The sequence below is a fragment of the Butyricicoccus sp. AM32-19 genome, from assembly GCF_003480365.1.
In the GTDB taxonomy this organism is placed as follows: domain Bacteria; phylum Bacillota; class Clostridia; order Oscillospirales; family Butyricicoccaceae; genus Agathobaculum; species Agathobaculum butyriciproducens.
On the sequence record NZ_QUIX01000001.1, the window covers coordinates 318,082 to 336,441 of the forward strand.

Here is an 18,360-nt window from a genome sequence, read left to right on the forward strand (position 1 = left end):
TCGGTCGGTTTGGTGAATTTTATCCCAGCTTTTCGATGTCGTACAGGCTGTTCAGCACGAGCCACAACTGCGGAAAATACCGCATGATATTCCAGATGCTGACGCCTGCCAGCTGATATTCTCCGGCAAGCGCCAACTTGGCACGGATAGAACGCGCATCCTCAAACCAGACCTCGTGCTCGGCACGGTCGCGCCAGTAGTTGTAGTGCGGAGACTGTGCCGTGGCATCATAGCGAATCGGCGCACCGACCTGAATCGCCTGCTCGACGGCCTGCACGTTGCCCAGACTGCGGGCGCGCGACTGTCCCTGCACATAGGGCAGCGTCCAGTCGTAGCCGTAGTTCGGGATGCCCATGAACAGCTTATCCTGCGGCACCTGCGACACGGCAAACCGCACGACCTGCTCTACCTTGTTAATCGGCGCGACCGCCATCGGAGCGGACAGCGTGTAACCCCATTCATAGGTCATCAGCAGGGCACGGTCCGCCGCAGAGCCGAGCGCGGCATAGTCGTGCGCCTCATACAGAAGACCTTGCTGCGCGGCGGAGGTTTTAGGCGCGAGTGCCGCGAAGACCGTGTATCCGGCAGGCGAGAGCCGCTCGCGGACCGAGCGGACAAACGCGGCATATGCGTCCGCGTCCTCCGGCGGCACGTACTCAAAGTCGATGTCCACACCGGCGAAGCCCTGCATGGCCAGTACCTGTGCCAGATTTTCGATCAGCGCCGCGCGAGCCGTCGGGGTGTTCAGCAGCAGGTGGGCACGTTCGCCGGAGAACTGCCCGTCCTCGCCGAGTGTTGTCAGAACGAGCAAAGGCTTTACCTGATACTGCCGCGCCATGCGCACGAGCAGCTCGGCGGAGAACGGTAAAATGCGTCCGGCGTTGTCAAAACCGACGGAAAATACGGATAAGTACGTCAGATAGGGCAGTGTTCGGCGCAGAACGCGCAGGTCGATGCTCGGATAGGCGTAGCCGTTCACCGCAAAGCGTCCCAGCTTATTTCCATAGCTGAGTACAAGCATCTGCCCCGGCTGAATGCGGTCGGTGCCGCCAAGCTGCGGATTGTTCTGCCACAGCTGCATCACGGTTGTGCTGTTCTGCGCGGCAATGCTGCCGAGCGTGTCGCCGCGGCGGACAATGTACGTTTTTTCCGGCTGCGGAACGACAATGGTCTGCCCAGGCGTAAGCCGGTACGGTTCGTGCAGCTCGTTCTGCTGGATGAGGAACGGCAGGGGAATACCGTGCAGCTGCGCAATGCGGTACAGCGAATCACCCGGCCGAACAACATGGATCACCATAGAAAAACCACCTTTCTTCCTGCATTTTATGCAGGGAAAAGGTGGTTCTGTGAATGGAGAATTAGGGTATCGCGCAAGGATAGCGACATTTTCCATTCTCCATTTTCAATTATAACAGAATTGCCGAGCCAATCGACACGATAAGTGCCGTCAGCAGACCGGCAACGCCGATCGCCAGACCGGAAATCGCGCCTTCGGTCTCACCCAGCTCAATGGCACGCGAGGTACCGACTGCGTGAGATGCTGTGCCGATGGACAGACCCATCTGCACCGGATTGCGCACGCCGATGCACTTGAGGAAGGTCGGCAGGATGATCGCGCCGATGATGCCGGTGATGACAACCGCAATCGCGGTGATGGAGGTTACGCCGCCGAGCATTTCGGCTACCGCGACCGCAATCGGAGTTGTTACCGATTTCGGCACGAGAGAAAGCGTCGTGCTTTCGCTCAGACCGAACAGATGGCTGAAGAGCAGCACGCTGCCGATGGATACCATCGAGCCGACGAACGCACCGAGCAGGATGGGCAGCAGGTTTTTCAGCAGTACATCCAGCTTGCGGTAAATCGGGATCGCAAGCGCTACCGTTGCCGGTGTCAGGAAGAACGAAATCAGCTTGCCGGATTCCTCATAGGTCTGGTAGGGGGTGCCGGTTGCGATCAGCAGCGCACCGACCAGAATCGAGGCAATCAGCAGCGGATTGCAGACCGCAGAACCAGTTTTCTTTTGAATCTCTACGCCAAGCGCATAAAAACCGATGGAAACCAGCAGCCAGAACTGCGAGGAGGAGAGAAGATCAGTCATGGTCGAACGCCTCCTCGGTTTCACGGTGCTGCAGACGGAACACGATATGTACGGTCAGTGCGGTAGCAGCGGCAGTACACAGCGTGGTCAGCAGGCAGACGGCAAGGATGGCGAGTGCTTCGCTTTTGATGTCGTTCCAGATTTCCAGCACGCCCAGCATGGCGGGCAGAAAGAAAAACGCCATGTTCTGCAGCAGAAAATCCGCTACGCTCTCTACATGGTGCAGACGAACCGCACCGAAGATGAGCAGGGCGAGCAGCAGGGTCAGACCGAGCACGTTGCCGGGCAGCAGACCGCGGAGTAAAAGGGAGAGCAGTGAGCCGCCGACACAGCAGGCAAGCAGCACACCGAGTTGCTTCATGTGTTTCAAGGTTTTTGCGCTTCTTTCTCGTTTGCGTAGTTTTTGGTCATTGCGGTGAGCAATGTTTGGTAGACGGCCTCGGCGTTTTCCTTAAAGGTACGCTCGAGCATGGCAGCCTGTCCGTGACTGACGACGTTCATTTCCACTGCAAACACCTGCTCCATTTCCATGCGGACGGTCAGGTCGTTCGGGCCGTGCTCGGTGACGGCGGTGTGGATGCCGGCGTCGCGCCGAATCTGGCGGACGACACGCAGCGCAGAGCGCTGTGCGGCTTCGCGGACCGGATAGGGAAGCTGCTTCTCGAAAATGCGGGTAGCCTCGCGTCCCTTTTCGGTGATGGCGTACAGGGTTTCTCCTTTGTCGGGGATCTCCTCGATGTGCCCGGTCGGGACCATCTCGTAGAAAGCCTCGCTCAGCTCGAAGTAGCCAAAGCCTTCGTCGCACCAGGTCGTTAAGTCCACAATGGTGCTGAAGCTGACCGGAAATGGCAGCAGATCCATGGCGAACAGGACCAGAAACTTGATATCCTCTTTGGTATGGATAAAACCGTAGCGAACCATATGCGCGATGCCTCCTTCTCTTCCCCGGCAGGGCGAAACGCCGTTTTCGTCAGTGCTTTTCATAGTATACTACTCGGCAGGGCAAAATGCAATCGGCTGAAATGACAAAGAATATTATATAGAACGGCAAGAATTATACTGTAAAAAAATCAGCAGATACAAGGCGAACAAATGTGCGATTTTTTGATAATCTCCTATTGAACATAAAAAATGAATGCGGTATACTTATATCGAGATTATGTCGAAACGAGGAAAAAATCATGCCGGAAGTTGTTCTGCGTCCTGCAGAGGAAGAAGATATTGCCGAGATGCTTGCGCTGTATGCGCCGTATGTTGTTCAAACCACTGTGTCGAGCGAGTACGATGCTCCTTCGATAGAGGAGTTTACCCGCCGGTGGCGCACCTATACCCAAAAGCTGCCGTGGCTGGTCTGCCGTATTGACGGCGAGGTCGTTGGCTATGGCTATGCTGCGCCGCACCGTACCCGCGCTGCCTATCAGTGGTCGGTCGAAACGTCCATCTACGTTGCACAGGAGCAGCACCGCCACGGTATCGCCGGTGCGATTTACGCCGCGCTGTTTGAACTGCTGGCGATGCAGGGATACTATAATATCTACGTCGGCATTACTTCACCGAATGAGCGGTCGATGAAGTTCCATAAAGCCATGGGCTTTATCATCTCGGGCGCATATCAGGAAAGCATGTATAAATTCGGTCAGTGGCGCGATGTCCTCTGGATGGGCAAGAGCCTGCGTCCGCATGACGGCGCACCGCAGCCGACCGTTCCGTTCCCGGAGATTAAGGACAGTCCGCTGGTAACCAGAGCGCTCAACCAGGCGGTGGAGAAGATTCATTTTTAATGGAGAATTGAGAATGGATAATGGAGAACTCAGGCAACGCCGCGAAGCGGCGTATTAAACAATCGCGCAGAGTGCGATACTGCTTTCAATCTTCAATTCTCCATTCTCAATTTTGTACAGGGGGAGGGAATGCAGATGCCGGATAACCCGCATATGGGCCATCGCCAGCGCATGCTGGACAAATTACGCCGGTTCGGACTGGAGATCTTCAGCGACCACGAGGTGCTGGAGATGCTGCTGTATTTTGCGGTGCGGCAGGGCGACACCAACCCGACAGCACACCGGCTGATGCAGCGGTTTGGTTCACTGCATGCGGTGCTCGAGGCAACCGAGGACGAGCTGCAGACGGTCGAAGGCGTCGGTCCGCGCTCGGCGGAGCTGCTGCACCTGTGCTTTGCCCTGTTTCACCGTTATCAGGCGGATGTGGCGAAAATGGAGCAGTTTACCGATAAACTGAACACCTATGACCGCATCGGCGCATATTTCGTGCCGCAGCTGTGCGCCGAGCGGGAGGAAGTGCTGCTGGCCGCCTATGTGGATGGCGCGGGGCGTGTGCTCAAGTGCGAGGAGATCGCCCGCGGCGGACATGCGCGGGTGCAGGTGGACAGCTACAAGATCGCTCGCGGTGCCTTGATGGCCGGTGCGGCAGGCGTTGCGCTGGCGCATAATCATCCGAACGGCACGCCGACACCCTCGCAGGAGGATTTTGATATGACCGACCGCCTGCAGCGCACGCTCTCCGAACTGGGTTTGGAGCTGGTCGATCACTGTGTTGTGGCACGCAGCAATTTCACATCTATCGGTCGATTAAGAAGCGGCAGCTTGCGAAAAAGATACTGAGTGACAAAAAAGGAGGTACGCTCTGTGCCGGAATTTAAGATACACAGCCCCTACCAAATGGCAGGCGATCAGCCGGAGGCGGTGGCCAAACTGGTGGAGGGCATCAACAACGGTCTGACCGAGCAGACGCTGATGGGCGTTACCGGCTCAGGCAAGACGTTCACCATGGCGAACATCATCGAGCAGACCCAGCGCCCGACGCTGGTGCTCGCGCACAATAAAACGCTGGCCGCACAGCTCTGCACCGAGCTGCGCGAATTTTTTCCCGAGAATGCGGTAGAATATTTCGTATCCTACTACGATTATTACCAGCCGGAGGCGTATATCGCCTCGACCGACACCTATATTGAGAAGGATTCCGCCATCAATGATGAAATTGACCGCCTGCGCCACTCTGCGACCTCGGCGCTGAGCGAGAGACGCGATGTGATCATTGTGTCGTCCGTGTCGTGCATTTACTCACTCGGCGATCCGATCGACTACAAAAGCATGGTGATTTCCATCCGTCCGGGCATGGAGATGAGCCGTGATGAGCTGATTCGCCGCCTGATTGCGATTCAGTATGAGCGCAACGACATTGCGTTCGAGCGCAACCGCTTCCGCGTGCGCGGCGACACGGTGGAAATCTGGCCGGTATACTCGGATGAGGATGTTGTCCGTATCGAGTTTTTCGGTGATGAGGTGGACCGCATCAGCCGTATTAACCCGCTGACCGGTGTTTCGCTCGGTGAACTGGGTCATATTGCTGTTTTCCCGGCGAGCCACTACGTCACGCCCAAGGAAAAACTGGAGGAAGCCATCAAGGATTTGGAGGAAGAACTCGACAAGCGCGTAAAATACTTCGAGGAAAACGGCAAGCTGATCGAGGCCCAGCGCATCGCGCAGCGCACCCGCTACGACATTGAAATGCTGCAGGAGATCGGCTTCTGCTCGGGCGTTGAGAACTATTCGCGCGTACTGTCGCGGCGTGCGCCGGGAAGTGCGCCGTATACGCTCATCGACTATTTTCCGAAGGATTTTCTGCTTATCGTGGACGAGAGTCATGTGACGCTTCCGCAGGTGCGCGCCATGTACCACGGCGACCGCGCCCGCAAGGAAAGCCTGGTCGAAAACGGCTTCCGCCTGCCGAGCGCGTATGACAACCGCCCGCTCAATTTTGATGAGTTTAACGACCGTTTGAACCAGATTGTGTATGTTTCCGCAACGCCTGCCGAGTACGAGCTGTCGCGCTCGGGTCAGGTGGTCGAGCAGGTCATCCGCCCGACCGGTCTGCTCGATCCGGAGGTTGTTGTCCGTCCGGTTGATGGTCAGATCGACGATCTCATTGGAGAAATCAACGCCCGCACCGCCAAGGGCGAACGCATCCTTGTCACCACACTCACCAAGAAAATGGCCGAGGATTTGACTGATTACCTCGAAACCGCAGGCATCAAGGTGCGCTACATGCACCACGATGTTAAGACCATCGAGCGGCAGGAGCTGGTGCGCGATCTGCGTCTCGGCGTGTACGATGTGCTTGTCGGCATCAACCTGCTGCGTGAGGGTCTCGACATTCCTGAGGTGTCGCTCGTTGCCATTCTCGATGCGGACAAGGAGGGATTTCTCCGGTCGGAGACCTCGCTCATCCAGACCATCGGCCGCGCCGCACGAAATGAGCACGGCATGGTCGTGCTGTATGCAGACAGCATCACGCCCTCGATGAAGCGCGCGATGGACGAGACCGAGCGCCGCCGTGCGCTGCAGGATGCGTTCAATAAGACACACGGAATTATCCCCAGGTCTGTGCATAAAAAGGTACAGGATGTTATCGAGATCACCTCGAATGTGCCCTCGAGCAGCAAGAAAAAGCTGCGAAGCAAGGGCGAAAAACAGCAGGAAATCGCCCGCCTGACCCGCCAGATGAAGGAAGCCGCGAAGATGCTCGAGTTTGAGATCGCAGCACAGCTCCGTGATCAGATAAAGGCGTTGGAAAATTGAAAATTGAGAATGGATAATGAGGTACGCCGCTGCGCGGCAATCAATAAACGTGCAAAGCACATCACCACAATTTTCAATTCTCCATTATTTTTGTGATAAGGAAAAAATACAATGCAGGAATATATCCATGTAAAAGGTGCGCGAGAGCACAACCTGAAAAACATCGACATCAAAATTCCGCGCGACAAGCTGGTGGTGCTCACCGGCCTGTCCGGCTCGGGCAAATCGTCCCTGGCGTTTGACACGATCTACGCCGAGGGTCAGCGCCGCTACGTTGAATCGCTGTCCAGCTACGCGCGGCAGTTCCTCGGCCAGATGGACAAGCCGGATGTGGACTACATCGATGGTCTTTCGCCCGCCATCTCCATCGACCAGAAGACCACCTCGCAGAACCCGCGTTCGACGGTCGGCACGGTCACCGAGATCTACGACTATATGCGCCTGCTGTGGGCGCGCATCGGCACGCCGCACTGTCCGAAATGCGGCAAGGAGATCCACCAGCAGACCATCGACCAGATCATTGACCGGCTGATGGCGCTTGAAGAAAAGACGCGCGTGCAGCTGCTTGCGCCGGTCATCCGCGGCAAGAAGGGCGAGCACGTTAAGGTGTTTGAGGATGCCCGCAAGCAGGGCTATGTCCGCGTGCGTGTAGACGGCGAAATCCATGATCTTTCGGAAGAATTCAAGCTGGCGAAAACCAAGAAGCACAACATTGAGATCGTTGTTGACCGCGTTGTCATCCGTCCGGACGCCCGCGGACGCATTACTGATTCGGTGGAGACCGCGTCTGCGCTGTCGGGCGGTCTGGTGATTGCGGATGTCATTGGCGGCGAACCCATCACGTTCTCGCAGAACTACGCCTGCGACGACTGCGGCATTTCCATCGAAGAGCTTACCCCGAGAATGTTCTCATTCAACAACCCGTACGGTGCGTGCCCGGTGTGCACGGGTCTGGGCATTCAGAAGCGTGTTGATCCCGATCGCGTTATCCCGAACCGCCATCTTTCGATCAAGCAGGGCGCCATCCGTGCGTCCGGCTGGGGCAGCGCCGACCCGGGTACGATCGCGGGCATGTACTACACTGCACTCGGCAAAAAACACGGCTTTACGCTCGAAACGCCCATCGAGGAGTTCTCCGAGCAGGCGCTCGACGAGCTGCTGTACGGCACCGGAGATGAACCGCTCGAGCTGTCGGTCAGCCGCATTTCGGGCGGCGTGATGCGCCAGCCGTTCGAGGGTATCATCCCCAATCTGGAACGCCGTTACCGTGAGACCAACAGCGAGTGGTCGCGCGGCGAGATTGAAGAAGTGATGAGCGAAAGTCCGTGCCCGGCATGCCACGGCCGCCGTCTGCGCCCGGAGGTGCTGGCGGTCACGCTCGGCGGACTGAACATCGCAGAGTTCGCAGAAAAGTCGGTTGTCAAGGCGATGGAGTTCCTCCACACGCTCAAACTGACCGAAATGCAGCATAAAATCGGTGACAGAGTAATCAAGGAGATTATGGACCGCCTCGGCTTCCTGCAGTCGGTCGGACTGGAATATCTGACGCTCTCGCGTTCGTCCGGTACGCTGTCCGGCGGCGAGAGCCAGCGCATCCGACTGGCGACGCAGATCGGCTCATCGCTGATGGGCGTGCTGTATATCCTCGACGAGCCGTCCATCGGTCTGCATCAGCGCGACAACGACAAGCTGCTTGCGACCCTGGGGCGGCTGCGCGACCTTGGCAACACGCTCATCGTGGTCGAGCACGACGAGGACACCATGTTTGCGGCTGACCACATTGTGGATATCGGTCCGGGGGCGGGACGCAACGGCGGCGAGGTCGTGTTCGAGGGCACGATAGACGAGCTGCTGAAAAGTGATAAATCCATCACCGGACAGTATCTTTCGGGCAGAAAATTCATTCCGGTGCCCGAAATCCGGCGCAAAGGCAGCGGCAAGAGCATCACGGTCAAGGGCTGTGCGGTAAACAACCTCAAGCATACGGACTTTACCATTCCGCTTGGCACGCTCACCTGTGTGACCGGTGTTTCGGGTTCGGGCAAGTCCTCGTTCGTCAATGAAATCCTGTACAAAAAGCTGGCAGCGGAGTTGAACGGCGCGAAGACCCGTGCAGGAGCGCATGACGAATTCATCGGCATCGAGAATCTCGACAAGGTCATCGACATTGACCAGTCGCCGATCGGACGTACGCCGCGTTCCAATCCGGCGACTTATACGGGCGTGTTCAACGATATCCGCGACCTGTTTGCCAAAACGGCGGACGCAAAGGCGCGCGGCTACAGCGCAAGCCGTTTTTCCTTCAATGTCAAGGGCGGCCGCTGTGAGGCCTGCTCGGGTGACGGCCTGCTCAAAATCGAAATGCACTTTCTGCCGGACGTTTACGTTCCCTGCGATGTGTGCAAGGGGCGCCGCTATAACAAGGAGACGCTCGAGGTGCGCTACAAGGGCAAAAACATCTACGAAGTGCTGGATATGACGGTGGATGAAGCGTGTGAGTTCTTCGCCAACGTGCCGAAGATCGCACGCCGTCTGGAGACCATGCGCGAGGTCGGTCTGGGCTACGTTAAGCTGGGGCAGTCCTCCACAACGCTCTCCGGCGGTGAAGCGCAGCGCGCCAAGCTGGCGACCGAGCTGTCCAAACGCTCGACCGGCAAGACAATCTATATCCTCGATGAGCCGACCACCGGTCTGCATGTCGCAGATGTCCACAGGCTTGTGGATGTTCTGCAGAAGCTGGTGGACGCAGGCAACACGGTTGTTGTCATCGAGCACAATCTGGATGTCATCAAGACTGCGGACTATATCCTCGACCTCGGTCCCGAGGGCGGCGACGGCGGCGGTCGACTGGTCGTTTGCGGTACGCCGGAGGAGGTTGCACAGTGCGAGGGTTCGTATACCGGACAGTATCTCGGCCCGATTCTCGCCCGCAAAAACGGCGGAAAACGCGATAAATAAAGTCGAAATGTGTAATAAAACAGGTGTTTCTTAGCGAGACACCTGTTTTTTCTGTATTTGATAAAGATGTTGTGATTTTGGGCGTGTTTTGGTATAATAGTGATAATATAAAATCGGAGTTACCATACGCAGGCGCCGGAAGGCGTGCTGCTGCCGTGACTCAGGAAGGGATCGTTCAATATGAGAGCAAAGCGATGGGTGATCGCCTCGCCGGATACCGAGCGGGTGCGGGTGCTGTCGCGGGAGACCGGCTATACACCGCTGACGGCGGCGGTGCTGTCGGCGCGCGGCATCGACACACCGCAGGCTGCGGCGGATTACCTGAGCTGCGATGCGCGAGGACTGCATGATCCGTTCGGTTTGACCGATATGGATAAGGCAGTCGAGGTCGTCCGCGAGGTAATAGATCGCGGAGAGAAAATGGTGGTCTACGGTGATTACGACGTGGACGGCATCACGGCAACGTGCACACTGGTGGATTATCTGCGCAGCAAGGGCGCAAAATGTGAATATTACATTCCCAACCGTCTGACGGACGGCTACGGTCTGACGCGTCCGGCGATGGAGCAGCTGTATGAGCAGGGCACGCGCCTGCTCATCACGGTGGACTCGGGCATTACAGCCAACGAGGAGATTGCCGTCGCACGCGAGCTCGGTATGCAGGTCGTCATTACCGACCACCACGAGTGCCACGAAAACCTGCCGGACGCGCAGGCGGTCGTGGACTGCAAGCGGACGGACGATACCTATCCGTTTTCCAGCCTGGCGGGTGTCGGTGTGGCATTCAAGCTGATCTGCGCACTCGAGGGCGACACGCTTTCCATGCTCGACCGGTACGCCGACCTTGTAGCGCTCGGCACGGTGGCCGATGTCATGCCGATTGTCGGTGAAAACCGCATTATTGTGGCGGAAGGACTGAAAAAGCTGTCCGTGACGGCGAATATCGGTCTGGAAATGCTGCTGCGCGAGGCGGGGATGAAGAACAGGCGGCTGACCTCCTCGACCATCAGCTATGTGCTTGCGCCGCGCATCAACGCGGCGGGCCGCATGGGCAAGGCCGAACTGGCAGCAGAGCTGTTCCTGACGAAAGATCCGATACGCGCACAGGCGCTTGCCGCCGAGCTTTGCGAGCAGAACAAGCTGCGCCAGAGCGAGGAGAACAAGATACTCGAGCAGACGCTCACACGCCTGCGCCGCGAATACAACCCGCTTGAGGATAAAATTATCGTGCTGGCCGGAGAGGGCTGGCATCAGGGCGTTATCGGCATTGTGTGCTCGCGCCTGTGCGACCGCTACGGCTGTCCGGTCGTGCTCATCTCGGTGGACGAGGACGGCGTAGGCAAGGGCTCCGGCCGCTCGATCGGCAGCTTCAATCTGTTTGAGGCGCTCACCTCGTGTGAGGACCTGTTCGAGCGCTACGGCGGTCATGCGCTTGCCGCAGGACTGACCGTGCAGGCGGACAGGATCGAAGAACTCCGCACGCGCCTGCGCAAGTACGCGGAAACGCATGTCACCATGGCGGAGCTCGTTCCGCAGCTGCACATCGACTGCATGGTGCAGCCGGAGTGGCTGACGCAGGAGAACATCGAATCCCTGAGCGTACTCGAGCCGTACGGCATGAAAAATGCGGAGCCTGTGTTCTGCATGAAGAACATGACCGTTGAGGAGATTACACCGCTGTCCAGCGACCGGCATGTTCGTCTGTCGCTCATCAAGGACGGCAAGCGGTTTTCCGCGATCTGGTTCGGCATCGGTGCGGGCGGTCTCGGCTTTGTCGAGGGCAACACCGTGGATGCCGCCTTTCATCTGGAAATCAACGAATTTCGAGGCCGCCGCTCGGTGCAGCTGACCATCTGCGATGTGCAGCTGAGTGACTGTGAGCATCTGGCGGATCAGAAGATTCTCAATCTGTATAATACACTCATGCAGGACGGCCCGCTCACCGCAAGGGAAGCGCGTCTGCTCCTGCCCGACCGCAAGGATCTGGTCGCTGTCTGGCGGCATGTGACCTGCCGCGCGGAGGACGGACGGCTTTCCGTACCGGACGGGGCGCTTTCCCGCCGGGTTGCGTGGGAAAGCCGACGCGACATTAACATCGGCAAGCTGTTTGTCTGTCTGGACGTTTTTCAGGAGTCCGGACTCATTAGCTATCATTTCAAGGAAGGTATGCTCAACATTTTGCTCAAACCCTACGAGGGCAAGGCCGATATTTCCGGATCGGTTGTCCTTGCCACATTGCAAAGCATGGCGGGGTGACACGAATGGGGGAAGGATCTATGCAAACGAAACTGGATTTTTTGATCGAACGCGTACAAAAACAAAACCCGCAGGCGAATATCAAGAAGATTCGCGCGGCATACGAATGTGCGGCCAAGGCACATGAGGGACAGAAGCGCCGCAACGGTGAGCCGTATATCATTCATCCGGTCGCTGTCGCTGAGATCGTTGTGGAGATGGGTCTGGATACGGATTCCATCTGTGCAGCGCTGCTGCATGACTGCATTGAGGACACCGAGTTCGGCTACAAGGAGATCGAAAACAAATTCGGCACGCCGGTCGCGGAGCTGGTGGACGGCGTAACCCGACTGGGCATGCTGCGCTACTCCAAGGAGCAGGAGCAGTTCGAGGACCTGCGCAAGATGTTCCTCGCCATGGCGAAGGATATCCGCGTTATCCTGATCAAGCTGGCCGACCGACTGCACAATGCCCGTACCTTCCAGTTCCTGCCTGAGCGCAAGCAGCGCGACAAGGCACTGGAAACCATGGAGATTTACGCGCCGATCGCGCACCGTCTCGGCATGAGCCGCATCAAGTGGGAGCTTGAGGATCTGTCGCTGAAGGTTCTCGACCCGATCGGCTACAACGAGATTGTGGAAGGCTTAAAGGCCCAGAGTGAGCAGCACGAGGAATTCCTGCAGGGCATTCAGGACCGCATCAGCACCAAGCTGAAGGAAGCGAACATCCACAACGCGATTTCGGCCCGCGTCAAGCATATTTACTCCATCTACCGCAAAATGTATGCCCAGCACAAGACCATCAACGAGATCTATGATATCTGCGCCGTGCGCGTCATTGTCGATACCGTGGCGGACTGCTACAACGTGCTCGGCTACGTCCACGACCTGTACAAGCCGATTCCGGGCCGCTTCAAGGACTATATATCCACACCGAAGCCGAACGGCTATCAGTCGCTGCATACGACGGTCATCGGCCGAGCGGGCATCCCGTTTGAGGTGCAGATTCGTACCGTAGAGATGCATAAAATGGCGGAATACGGTGTTGCGGCGCACTGGAAGTACAAGCAGGGTCTGGATAAGAAGGGCAACGAGGAAGCGTTCGCGTGGATTCGCCAGCTGCTTGAAGCCCAGCAGGACACCGAGGCCGAGGACTTTATCAAAAACATCAAGGTTGACCTGTTCGCGGACGAGGTATTTGTCTTTACGCCCAAGGGCGATGTGGTCAATATGCCGGCAGGCGCAACGCCGATCGACCTTGCGTATGCGATTCACTCGGCAGTCGGCAACCGCATGACCGGCTGCAAGCTGAACGGCCGTATCGCACCGATCGACAGCCAGCTGAAAAACGGCGATATTGTCGAGATCCTGACCTCCAAGGAGGCGCACGGTCCGAGCCGTGACTGGGTGAAGATCGTCAAGACCACCGAGGCGCGCAACAAGATCAAGCAGTGGTTCAAGAAGGAATGCCGCGAGGAAAATATCGTCAACGGCAAGGAGGATCTCGACCGCGAGCTGCGTGCCAACCTGCTGTATAACGGCTTCTATGAGAACGAAGAGGTGCAGAAGAACACGCTCAACAAGTTCTCGTTCAACACAGTCGATGAGCTGTACGCGGCCATCGGCTACGGCGGCATTATGCTGACTAAGGTCATCAATAAGGTCAAGGACGATGTCGGCAAGCTGCGCCGTCAGCGCGAGCAGGCCGAGCGTGCCGCGCATCCGCAGAACGAGCAGCAGCAGCGCCGCCAGAATAAATCCAGCGACGGCGTTGTTGTCGAAGGCATTGATAACTGTCTGGTCAAGTTTGCCCGCTGCTGTACGCCGATTCCGGGCGATGAGATCGTCGGCTTTGTCACCCGCGGCTACGGTGTTTCCATCCATCGCCGCGACTGCGTGAATGTCCATATCGAGGAAGAGCCCGACCGCTGGGTCCGTGCCTGGTGGGATGAGGATATGGCGGCCAATGCCGGTCATGTCAATAAGTTCTCTACCGGCCTGCAGATTTCCACGCGCAACCGTATCGGCGTGCTGAGTGACGTTACGCTGGCGTTTGCCTCGAGTAAGATCAATGTGCATGAGATTTCCGCACGCGACCTCAACGACGGCTACGGCGTTATCAACGCCATGGTTGACGTCACGAGCGTCCATCAGCTGGATAATATGATCAGCCGCCTGCGCTCCATCAAGGGCGTTGTGGATGTGACCAGAACGGTGGATACGAATTGATAATTGATGATTGAGAATGGAGAATGGAAAATGAGACGCGGAAAGCGCTTGTGCCTGCGCGTTTCAGGCTCCCCTAAAAGGGGAGGCATTGGCTGGTGCAGAAGGTTTACAAAGGCTCGATGGGTCATCGAGCCCCACGATGTATCTAACTGGTATCATCAAAGGAGTTGCGCGGCACTGCTATGCCGCGCCCAGCGTAGACCCCAATTGGATGTAGCAGTACGGTATCCGAAATGCGAATAAGTGGATACCATGCGGAAGAAAAAATCCTCTGCCGTTCCTTTCCTGCTTGCGAAGTCTACCATCTGCACTCAAGGTATCCAAAAAAGGAAACGGGAGTCCCAAGAGGGTAGAAACCATTGGTGTCTACCCTTTTGGAACCCCAGCCAAGGTTTGGCACCCATTCCAAATCAAAAAAATCAACAGATTAAATTCAAAACTTACTACGAAAAGAGGAAAAACAATGCGGGCACTGGTTCAGCGCGTCTCTCACGCCTCGGTCACGATCGACGGCAGGATTCACGGACAGATCGGACAGGGCTTCCTTGTCCTGCTCGGCATCACAGACGGTGATACCGTGGACGATGCGGTTTATCTGGCCGATAAAACGGTTAAAATGCGTGTATTCACGGACGAAAACGACAAAATGAACCGCTCGCTCGCGGATGTCGGCGGCGGCTTGCTCATCGTGTCGCAGTTCACGCTTTACGGTGACTGCCGCAAGGGCAACCGCCCGAGTTTCACGAACGCTGCCCGTCCGGAGACCGCCATCCCGCTGTATGAAGCATTCATCGCGCGCTGCCGCGAGAGCGGCCTGCCGGTCGAGACCGGTGAGTTCGGCGCGGATATGAAGGTCGATCTATTGAATGACGGCCCGGTAACGCTGTGGATGGACACCAAGGACATGCGGAGATAATGGAGAATTGAAAATTGAAAATTGTGGTATCGCGCACAGCGCGATGATTAAAATGGCAGCGAAGCTGCCCACCGCAATTCCTAACTACTAATTTCCTGAAAGGATATTACTATGAAATTGTTGCAGCTTTGTGTGGGCATGGTCCGCACGAATTGTTACATTGTATATGACGAAGCAACCCGCGAAGCCGCGGTGATCGATCCGGGCGACAACGCCAAGTCGATTTTGAACGCGGTAAACGAGGAACAGCTGAATGTCAGGTATGTGCTGCTGACGCACGCGCATTTTGACCACATTCTGGCGGCGCACGAGGTACTCGAAGCCACCGGCGCACAGTATGTTGTGCCGGAGAAGGACATCTGGCTGCTGAGCCGCGACAACATGGGTCAGTTCCGCGGACTGGCACGCAATTATGTGCAGGATACGCCGGATATTCTGGCGAATGAGGGCACCGAGGTGACGTTCGGCGGCATGACCGCGACCTACATGGCAACGCCCGGTCACACGCCCGGCTCGTCCGTCATCAGGATCGGCGACTGCCTGTTCACCGGCGATACGCTATTCCGTCACGAGTGCGGCCGCTGCGACCTTGAGGGCGGCGATTTCTCCGCCATGCTGCGTTCTTTGAAGCGTCTGCATGACCTTGACGGCGATTACAAGGTATTCCCCGGCCATGAGGGCATCTCCACACTGAACGAGGAACGCGCATACAATCCGTATATGCTGCAGGCGATGGGAAAATGATCTATACACTGGAAAATCACGAACTGAAACACGCGGTAGAGGAAATGCTGTTTCATCTGCTGCCGACTGAAACGCTGAGCAGGGCAGATTCGGCCGAGCAGCTTACTGAGCCGTACTGCCGCAGCATTTTGACCGAGGAGAACGGCGAAGCCGCCGCGCGTGCGATCGTCTGCATGGACGGTGTAACGCACGAGGCGGAAAAGCGTGCGTCCGTCACCGGACTGGCAACGCTGGACTACAAGCGCACCATCACCGAACTGGTGAAAACGACCGTGTACGACGCGGCCGTGCCGTTTCTGCCGCAGGCCCCGGTCTGGGGCAGCCTGACCGGCGTGCGTCCGGCCAAGCTGGCGCGCGGCATGATCGAGCGCGGCATGACGCGCGGCGAGGCGGCGGTTGAGCTGCGCGAGCACTTTCACGTTTCGCCCGAGCGCACGGCGCTGACGATTCGTGCAGCCGCAACCGCGATGGAGATGGACAAGACCATCGGTGAAAACGATATTTCGCTGTACGTCGGTATTCCGTTCTGTCCGTCGAGGTGCTATTACTGCTCGTTCGTATCGGCAACCACGGCGCAGTCCGGTAAACTCATCGAGCCGTATCTGGACACGCTCTGCCGCGAGATCGAGGAGACAGCCGCGCTTGTCCGCGCAGCGGGCAAGCAGGTGCAGAGCGTCTACATCGGCGGCGGCACACCGACCACGCTGGACGAACATCAGCTGGCACGGCTGCTGTCGGCGCTCGAAAATCACTTTGATTTTTCACATTTGCGCGAATATACTGTAGAAGCGGGCCGTCCGGATACCATCACACCGGAAAAGCTGCGTGTGCTCAAAAGCGCGGGCGTTGGCCGCGTGAGCATCAACCCGCAGAGCATGAATGACGCCGTTCTGGCCGCAATCGGCAGAAAACACGGCTCGGCAGACGTGCTCCGCGCGTTTGACGAGGCCCGGCAGGCGGGCTTTGACGAGATCAACATGGATCTGATCGCCGGTCTGACCGGCGACACCGCCGAAACTTTTGCACAGACTGTGGATACTTTGCTGCATCTTTCGCCGGAGAATATCACGGTGCATACGCTCGCCATCAAGCGCGGCGCTGATCTGACCGATAAGGCGGCTGCCGCCGCACAGCGCGAGACCGTTTCTCAAATGCTGGACGGTGCCGCGCATGCACTGCAGAACGCAGGCTACGGCCCGTATTATCTCTACCGGCAGAAATTTATGGCAGGCGGCTTCGAGAACGTCGGCTGGTGCAAGCCGGGCACCGAATGTTTCTATAACGTGAGCATGATGGAGGAGCTGCAGACCATTCTGTCGCTCGGTGCCGGCGGCGTTTCCAAGCGTGTCGTGCGCGAGACCGGCTGGATCGAGCGCGCGAACAATCCGAAATATCCGCTTGAGTACATTCAGGCGGCAGACAGACTGGCCAACGGCAAGAAAAAGCTGCTGTTCCCCAAGAAATAATCAGGATAGGGAAATGAGTGAGTAATTCCGTAAGAAGGGACTGTCTATGGCAGAATACACATTGAAATACATCAATCACCGTGCCGAATGCGACGCGGAAGCCTTTGTGAACGACTGCGAGGATCATTATCATCGTCAGCTGCATCTGGTGGCTGACCAGATCGCTGCGAACTGCAAGCGCAAGCCGGTCGTGCTGCTCAACGGTCCGTCCTCATCGGGCAAGACCACCACGAACGACCGTCTGGGCCGCATTCTCGAGCTGGCGGGCATTCACACGCACATGATCTCGATGGACGACTATTACCGTACCTCGGGCACCTACGACATTCCGTTTGACGAGGAAAACGGCGTCAATGACCTCGAAAGCCCAGAGTGCATGGATCTGGATCTGCTCCGCGACCACCTGACGCGTCTGGTGGCGGGCGAGGAAATCATGGTGCCGCGCTTTGATTTTGAAACTCGCACCTCGCATCGCAACGAGCGTGCGGTGCAGCTGCACAAGGACGAAATTGTGATGATCGAGGGCATTCACGCGTTTAATCCGGTCATCATGGGCGATCTGGAGAAGCATGCGACAAGCGTCTATCTTTCGGTGGCGAGCGTGCTGCTGACCGACCGCAACGTCCGCGTTGAGCCGCACATGCTGCGCTTCCTGCGCCGCGCCATGCGCGACAGCCTGTTCCGCAGCTCGCCGGTGGAGTACACCTTAAAGCAGTGGAACTCTGTGCGGAGAGGCGAGAGACTGTATATTTCGCCGTACCGCGGGCAGGCTGATCTTACGGTGGACACCTATCTGCCGTATGAGACCAACATCCTCATGCAGTACCTGAGCGAAAAGCTGCAGAGCGAGGAGAAATTGCTCGAGCAGGCTGACCTTGCACCGCTCAGCGCGATTTTGGATAAGGTTTCGCCGATCGACTACAAGCCGTATATGCCGGAGGATTCGGTTCTGCATGAGTTTATCGGCTGAAAAGTGTCCGGATTCTTGCTTTTTGGCAGGGTATGAAGTATAATGGCAATACCACATAATTGAAACTGCGGCGTTTTGCGGAAATTCTCTCGCAAATCGCCCTTGTTCCATTACGCAATATTACCATGAGACCGGAAACGGAGACA

Annotated in this window: 14 protein-coding genes; 10 read left to right on the forward strand and 4 right to left on the reverse strand. The window is 57.2% G+C overall.

Translation table 11 applies throughout. The features are described 5' to 3' along the window. Window positions 1–19: 19 nt before the first annotated feature. The 4 genes from DW806_RS01490 to DW806_RS01505 form a co-directional block, all read right to left on the reverse strand. On the reverse strand, window positions 20–1,297 hold the full coding sequence (locus DW806_RS01490; RefSeq protein ID WP_118728885.1) for a glycosyl hydrolase family 18 protein: 1,278 nt from the start codon (window positions 1,295–1,297) through the stop codon (window positions 20–22). A gap of 109 nt (window positions 1,298–1,406) precedes the next feature. Further along, entirely contained in the window at window positions 1,407–2,099 is a 693-nt protein-coding gene (locus DW806_RS01495) for an LrgB family protein (RefSeq protein WP_110435260.1), read from the reverse strand. Continuing rightward, window positions 2,092–2,460 carry a CidA/LrgA family protein gene (locus DW806_RS01500; RefSeq protein ID WP_147357269.1) on the reverse strand — a complete coding sequence of 123 codons (369 nt, stop codon included), beginning with the start codon at window positions 2,458–2,460 and terminating at the stop codon, window positions 2,092–2,094. Before DW806_RS01500 ends, DW806_RS01495 begins: the two co-directional genes overlap by 8 nt. 5 nt (window positions 2,461–2,465) lie before the next feature. Then, window positions 2,466–3,020 carry a DUF4364 family protein gene (locus tag DW806_RS01505; RefSeq protein WP_158578256.1) on the reverse strand — a complete coding sequence of 185 codons (555 nt, stop codon included), beginning with the start codon at window positions 3,018–3,020 and terminating at the stop codon, window positions 2,466–2,468. A 260-nt stretch (window positions 3,021–3,280) separates the two neighbouring features. On the opposite strand from DW806_RS01505, the gene DW806_RS01510 reads away from it, so the two are divergent. From DW806_RS01510 to DW806_RS01555, 10 genes are all read left to right on the forward strand, one after another. Further along, window positions 3,281–3,880, forward strand: a complete 600-nt coding sequence (locus DW806_RS01510) for a GNAT family N-acetyltransferase (protein ID WP_117751379.1) — start codon at window positions 3,281–3,283, stop codon at window positions 3,878–3,880. A gap of 135 nt (window positions 3,881–4,015) precedes the next feature. Beyond that, a complete protein-coding gene (locus tag DW806_RS01515) occupies window positions 4,016–4,720 on the forward strand; it encodes a JAB domain-containing protein (RefSeq protein WP_158578257.1) in 705 nt (234 codons plus the stop codon). A gap of 57 nt (window positions 4,721–4,777) precedes the next feature. Continuing rightward, a complete protein-coding gene (gene uvrB / locus DW806_RS01520; protein WP_243022611.1) occupies window positions 4,778–6,697 on the forward strand; it encodes an excinuclease ABC subunit UvrB in 1,920 nt (639 codons plus the stop codon). Window positions 6,698–6,808: 111 nt separating this feature from the next. Continuing rightward, a complete protein-coding gene (gene uvrA / locus DW806_RS01525) occupies window positions 6,809–9,655 on the forward strand; it encodes an excinuclease ABC subunit UvrA (RefSeq protein ID WP_118728889.1) in 2,847 nt (948 codons plus the stop codon). Window positions 9,656–9,835: 180 nt separating this feature from the next. Next, a complete protein-coding gene (recJ, locus tag DW806_RS01530; RefSeq protein WP_118728890.1) occupies window positions 9,836–11,911 on the forward strand; it encodes a single-stranded-DNA-specific exonuclease RecJ in 2,076 nt (691 codons plus the stop codon). A gap of 20 nt (window positions 11,912–11,931) precedes the next feature. Then, window positions 11,932–14,118 (forward strand): RelA/SpoT family protein, encoded by a 2,187-nt coding sequence (locus DW806_RS01535; protein WP_110435252.1) that lies wholly within the window; start codon window positions 11,932–11,934, stop codon window positions 14,116–14,118. A gap of 463 nt (window positions 14,119–14,581) precedes the next feature. Continuing rightward, a complete protein-coding gene (gene dtd, locus DW806_RS01540; RefSeq protein WP_118285477.1) occupies window positions 14,582–15,034 on the forward strand; it encodes a D-aminoacyl-tRNA deacylase in 453 nt (150 codons plus the stop codon). A gap of 111 nt (window positions 15,035–15,145) precedes the next feature. Beyond that, window positions 15,146–15,778, forward strand: a complete 633-nt coding sequence (locus DW806_RS01545) for an MBL fold metallo-hydrolase (RefSeq protein ID WP_118728891.1) — start codon at window positions 15,146–15,148, stop codon at window positions 15,776–15,778. Then, the gene (gene hemZ, locus DW806_RS01550) at window positions 15,775–17,244 is read left to right on the forward strand and encodes a coproporphyrinogen dehydrogenase HemZ (RefSeq protein ID WP_118728892.1); all 1,470 of its coding nucleotides are present in this window, start codon (window positions 15,775–15,777) and stop codon (window positions 17,242–17,244) included. Before DW806_RS01545 ends, hemZ begins: the two co-directional genes overlap by 4 nt. Window positions 17,245–17,290: 46 nt before the next feature. Next, window positions 17,291–18,214: a uridine kinase family protein gene (locus DW806_RS01555; RefSeq protein WP_118728893.1), complete on the forward strand. Its 924-nt coding sequence runs from the start codon at window positions 17,291–17,293 to the stop codon at window positions 18,212–18,214. The last annotated feature ends 146 nt before the right edge of the window (window positions 18,215–18,360 follow it).

What these genes read in the sequence shown, in the direction of transcription:
- recJ (WP_118728890.1), top strand. Translation starts at nt 9,836, where the DNA reads ATGAGAGCAAAGCGATGGGTGATCGCCTCGCCGGATACCGAGCGGGTG.
- DW806_RS01500 (WP_147357269.1), bottom strand. Translation starts at nt 2,460, where the DNA reads ATGAAGCAACTCGGTGTGCTGCTTGCCTGCTGTGTCGGCGGCTCACTG.
- DW806_RS01555 (WP_118728893.1), top strand. Translation starts at nt 17,291, where the DNA reads ATGGCAGAATACACATTGAAATACATCAATCACCGTGCCGAATGCGAC.
- DW806_RS01515 (WP_158578257.1), top strand. Translation starts at nt 4,016, where the DNA reads ATGCCGGATAACCCGCATATGGGCCATCGCCAGCGCATGCTGGACAAA.
- DW806_RS01510 (WP_117751379.1), top strand. Translation starts at nt 3,281, where the DNA reads ATGCCGGAAGTTGTTCTGCGTCCTGCAGAGGAAGAAGATATTGCCGAG.
- DW806_RS01535 (WP_110435252.1), top strand. Translation starts at nt 11,932, where the DNA reads ATGCAAACGAAACTGGATTTTTTGATCGAACGCGTACAAAAACAAAAC.
- DW806_RS01490 (WP_118728885.1), bottom strand. Translation starts at nt 1,297, where the DNA reads ATGGTGATCCATGTTGTTCGGCCGGGTGATTCGCTGTACCGCATTGCG.
- DW806_RS01505 (WP_158578256.1), bottom strand. Translation starts at nt 3,020, where the DNA reads ATGGTTCGCTACGGTTTTATCCATACCAAAGAGGATATCAAGTTTCTG.
- DW806_RS01545 (WP_118728891.1), top strand. Translation starts at nt 15,146, where the DNA reads ATGAAATTGTTGCAGCTTTGTGTGGGCATGGTCCGCACGAATTGTTAC.
- hemZ (WP_118728892.1), top strand. Translation starts at nt 15,775, where the DNA reads ATGATCTATACACTGGAAAATCACGAACTGAAACACGCGGTAGAGGAA.
- uvrB (WP_243022611.1), top strand. Translation starts at nt 4,778, where the DNA reads ATGGCAGGCGATCAGCCGGAGGCGGTGGCCAAACTGGTGGAGGGCATC.
- DW806_RS01495 (WP_110435260.1), bottom strand. Translation starts at nt 2,099, where the DNA reads ATGACTGATCTTCTCTCCTCCTCGCAGTTCTGGCTGCTGGTTTCCATC.
- uvrA (WP_118728889.1), top strand. Translation starts at nt 6,809, where the DNA reads ATGCAGGAATATATCCATGTAAAAGGTGCGCGAGAGCACAACCTGAAA.
- dtd (WP_118285477.1), top strand. Translation starts at nt 14,582, where the DNA reads ATGCGGGCACTGGTTCAGCGCGTCTCTCACGCCTCGGTCACGATCGAC.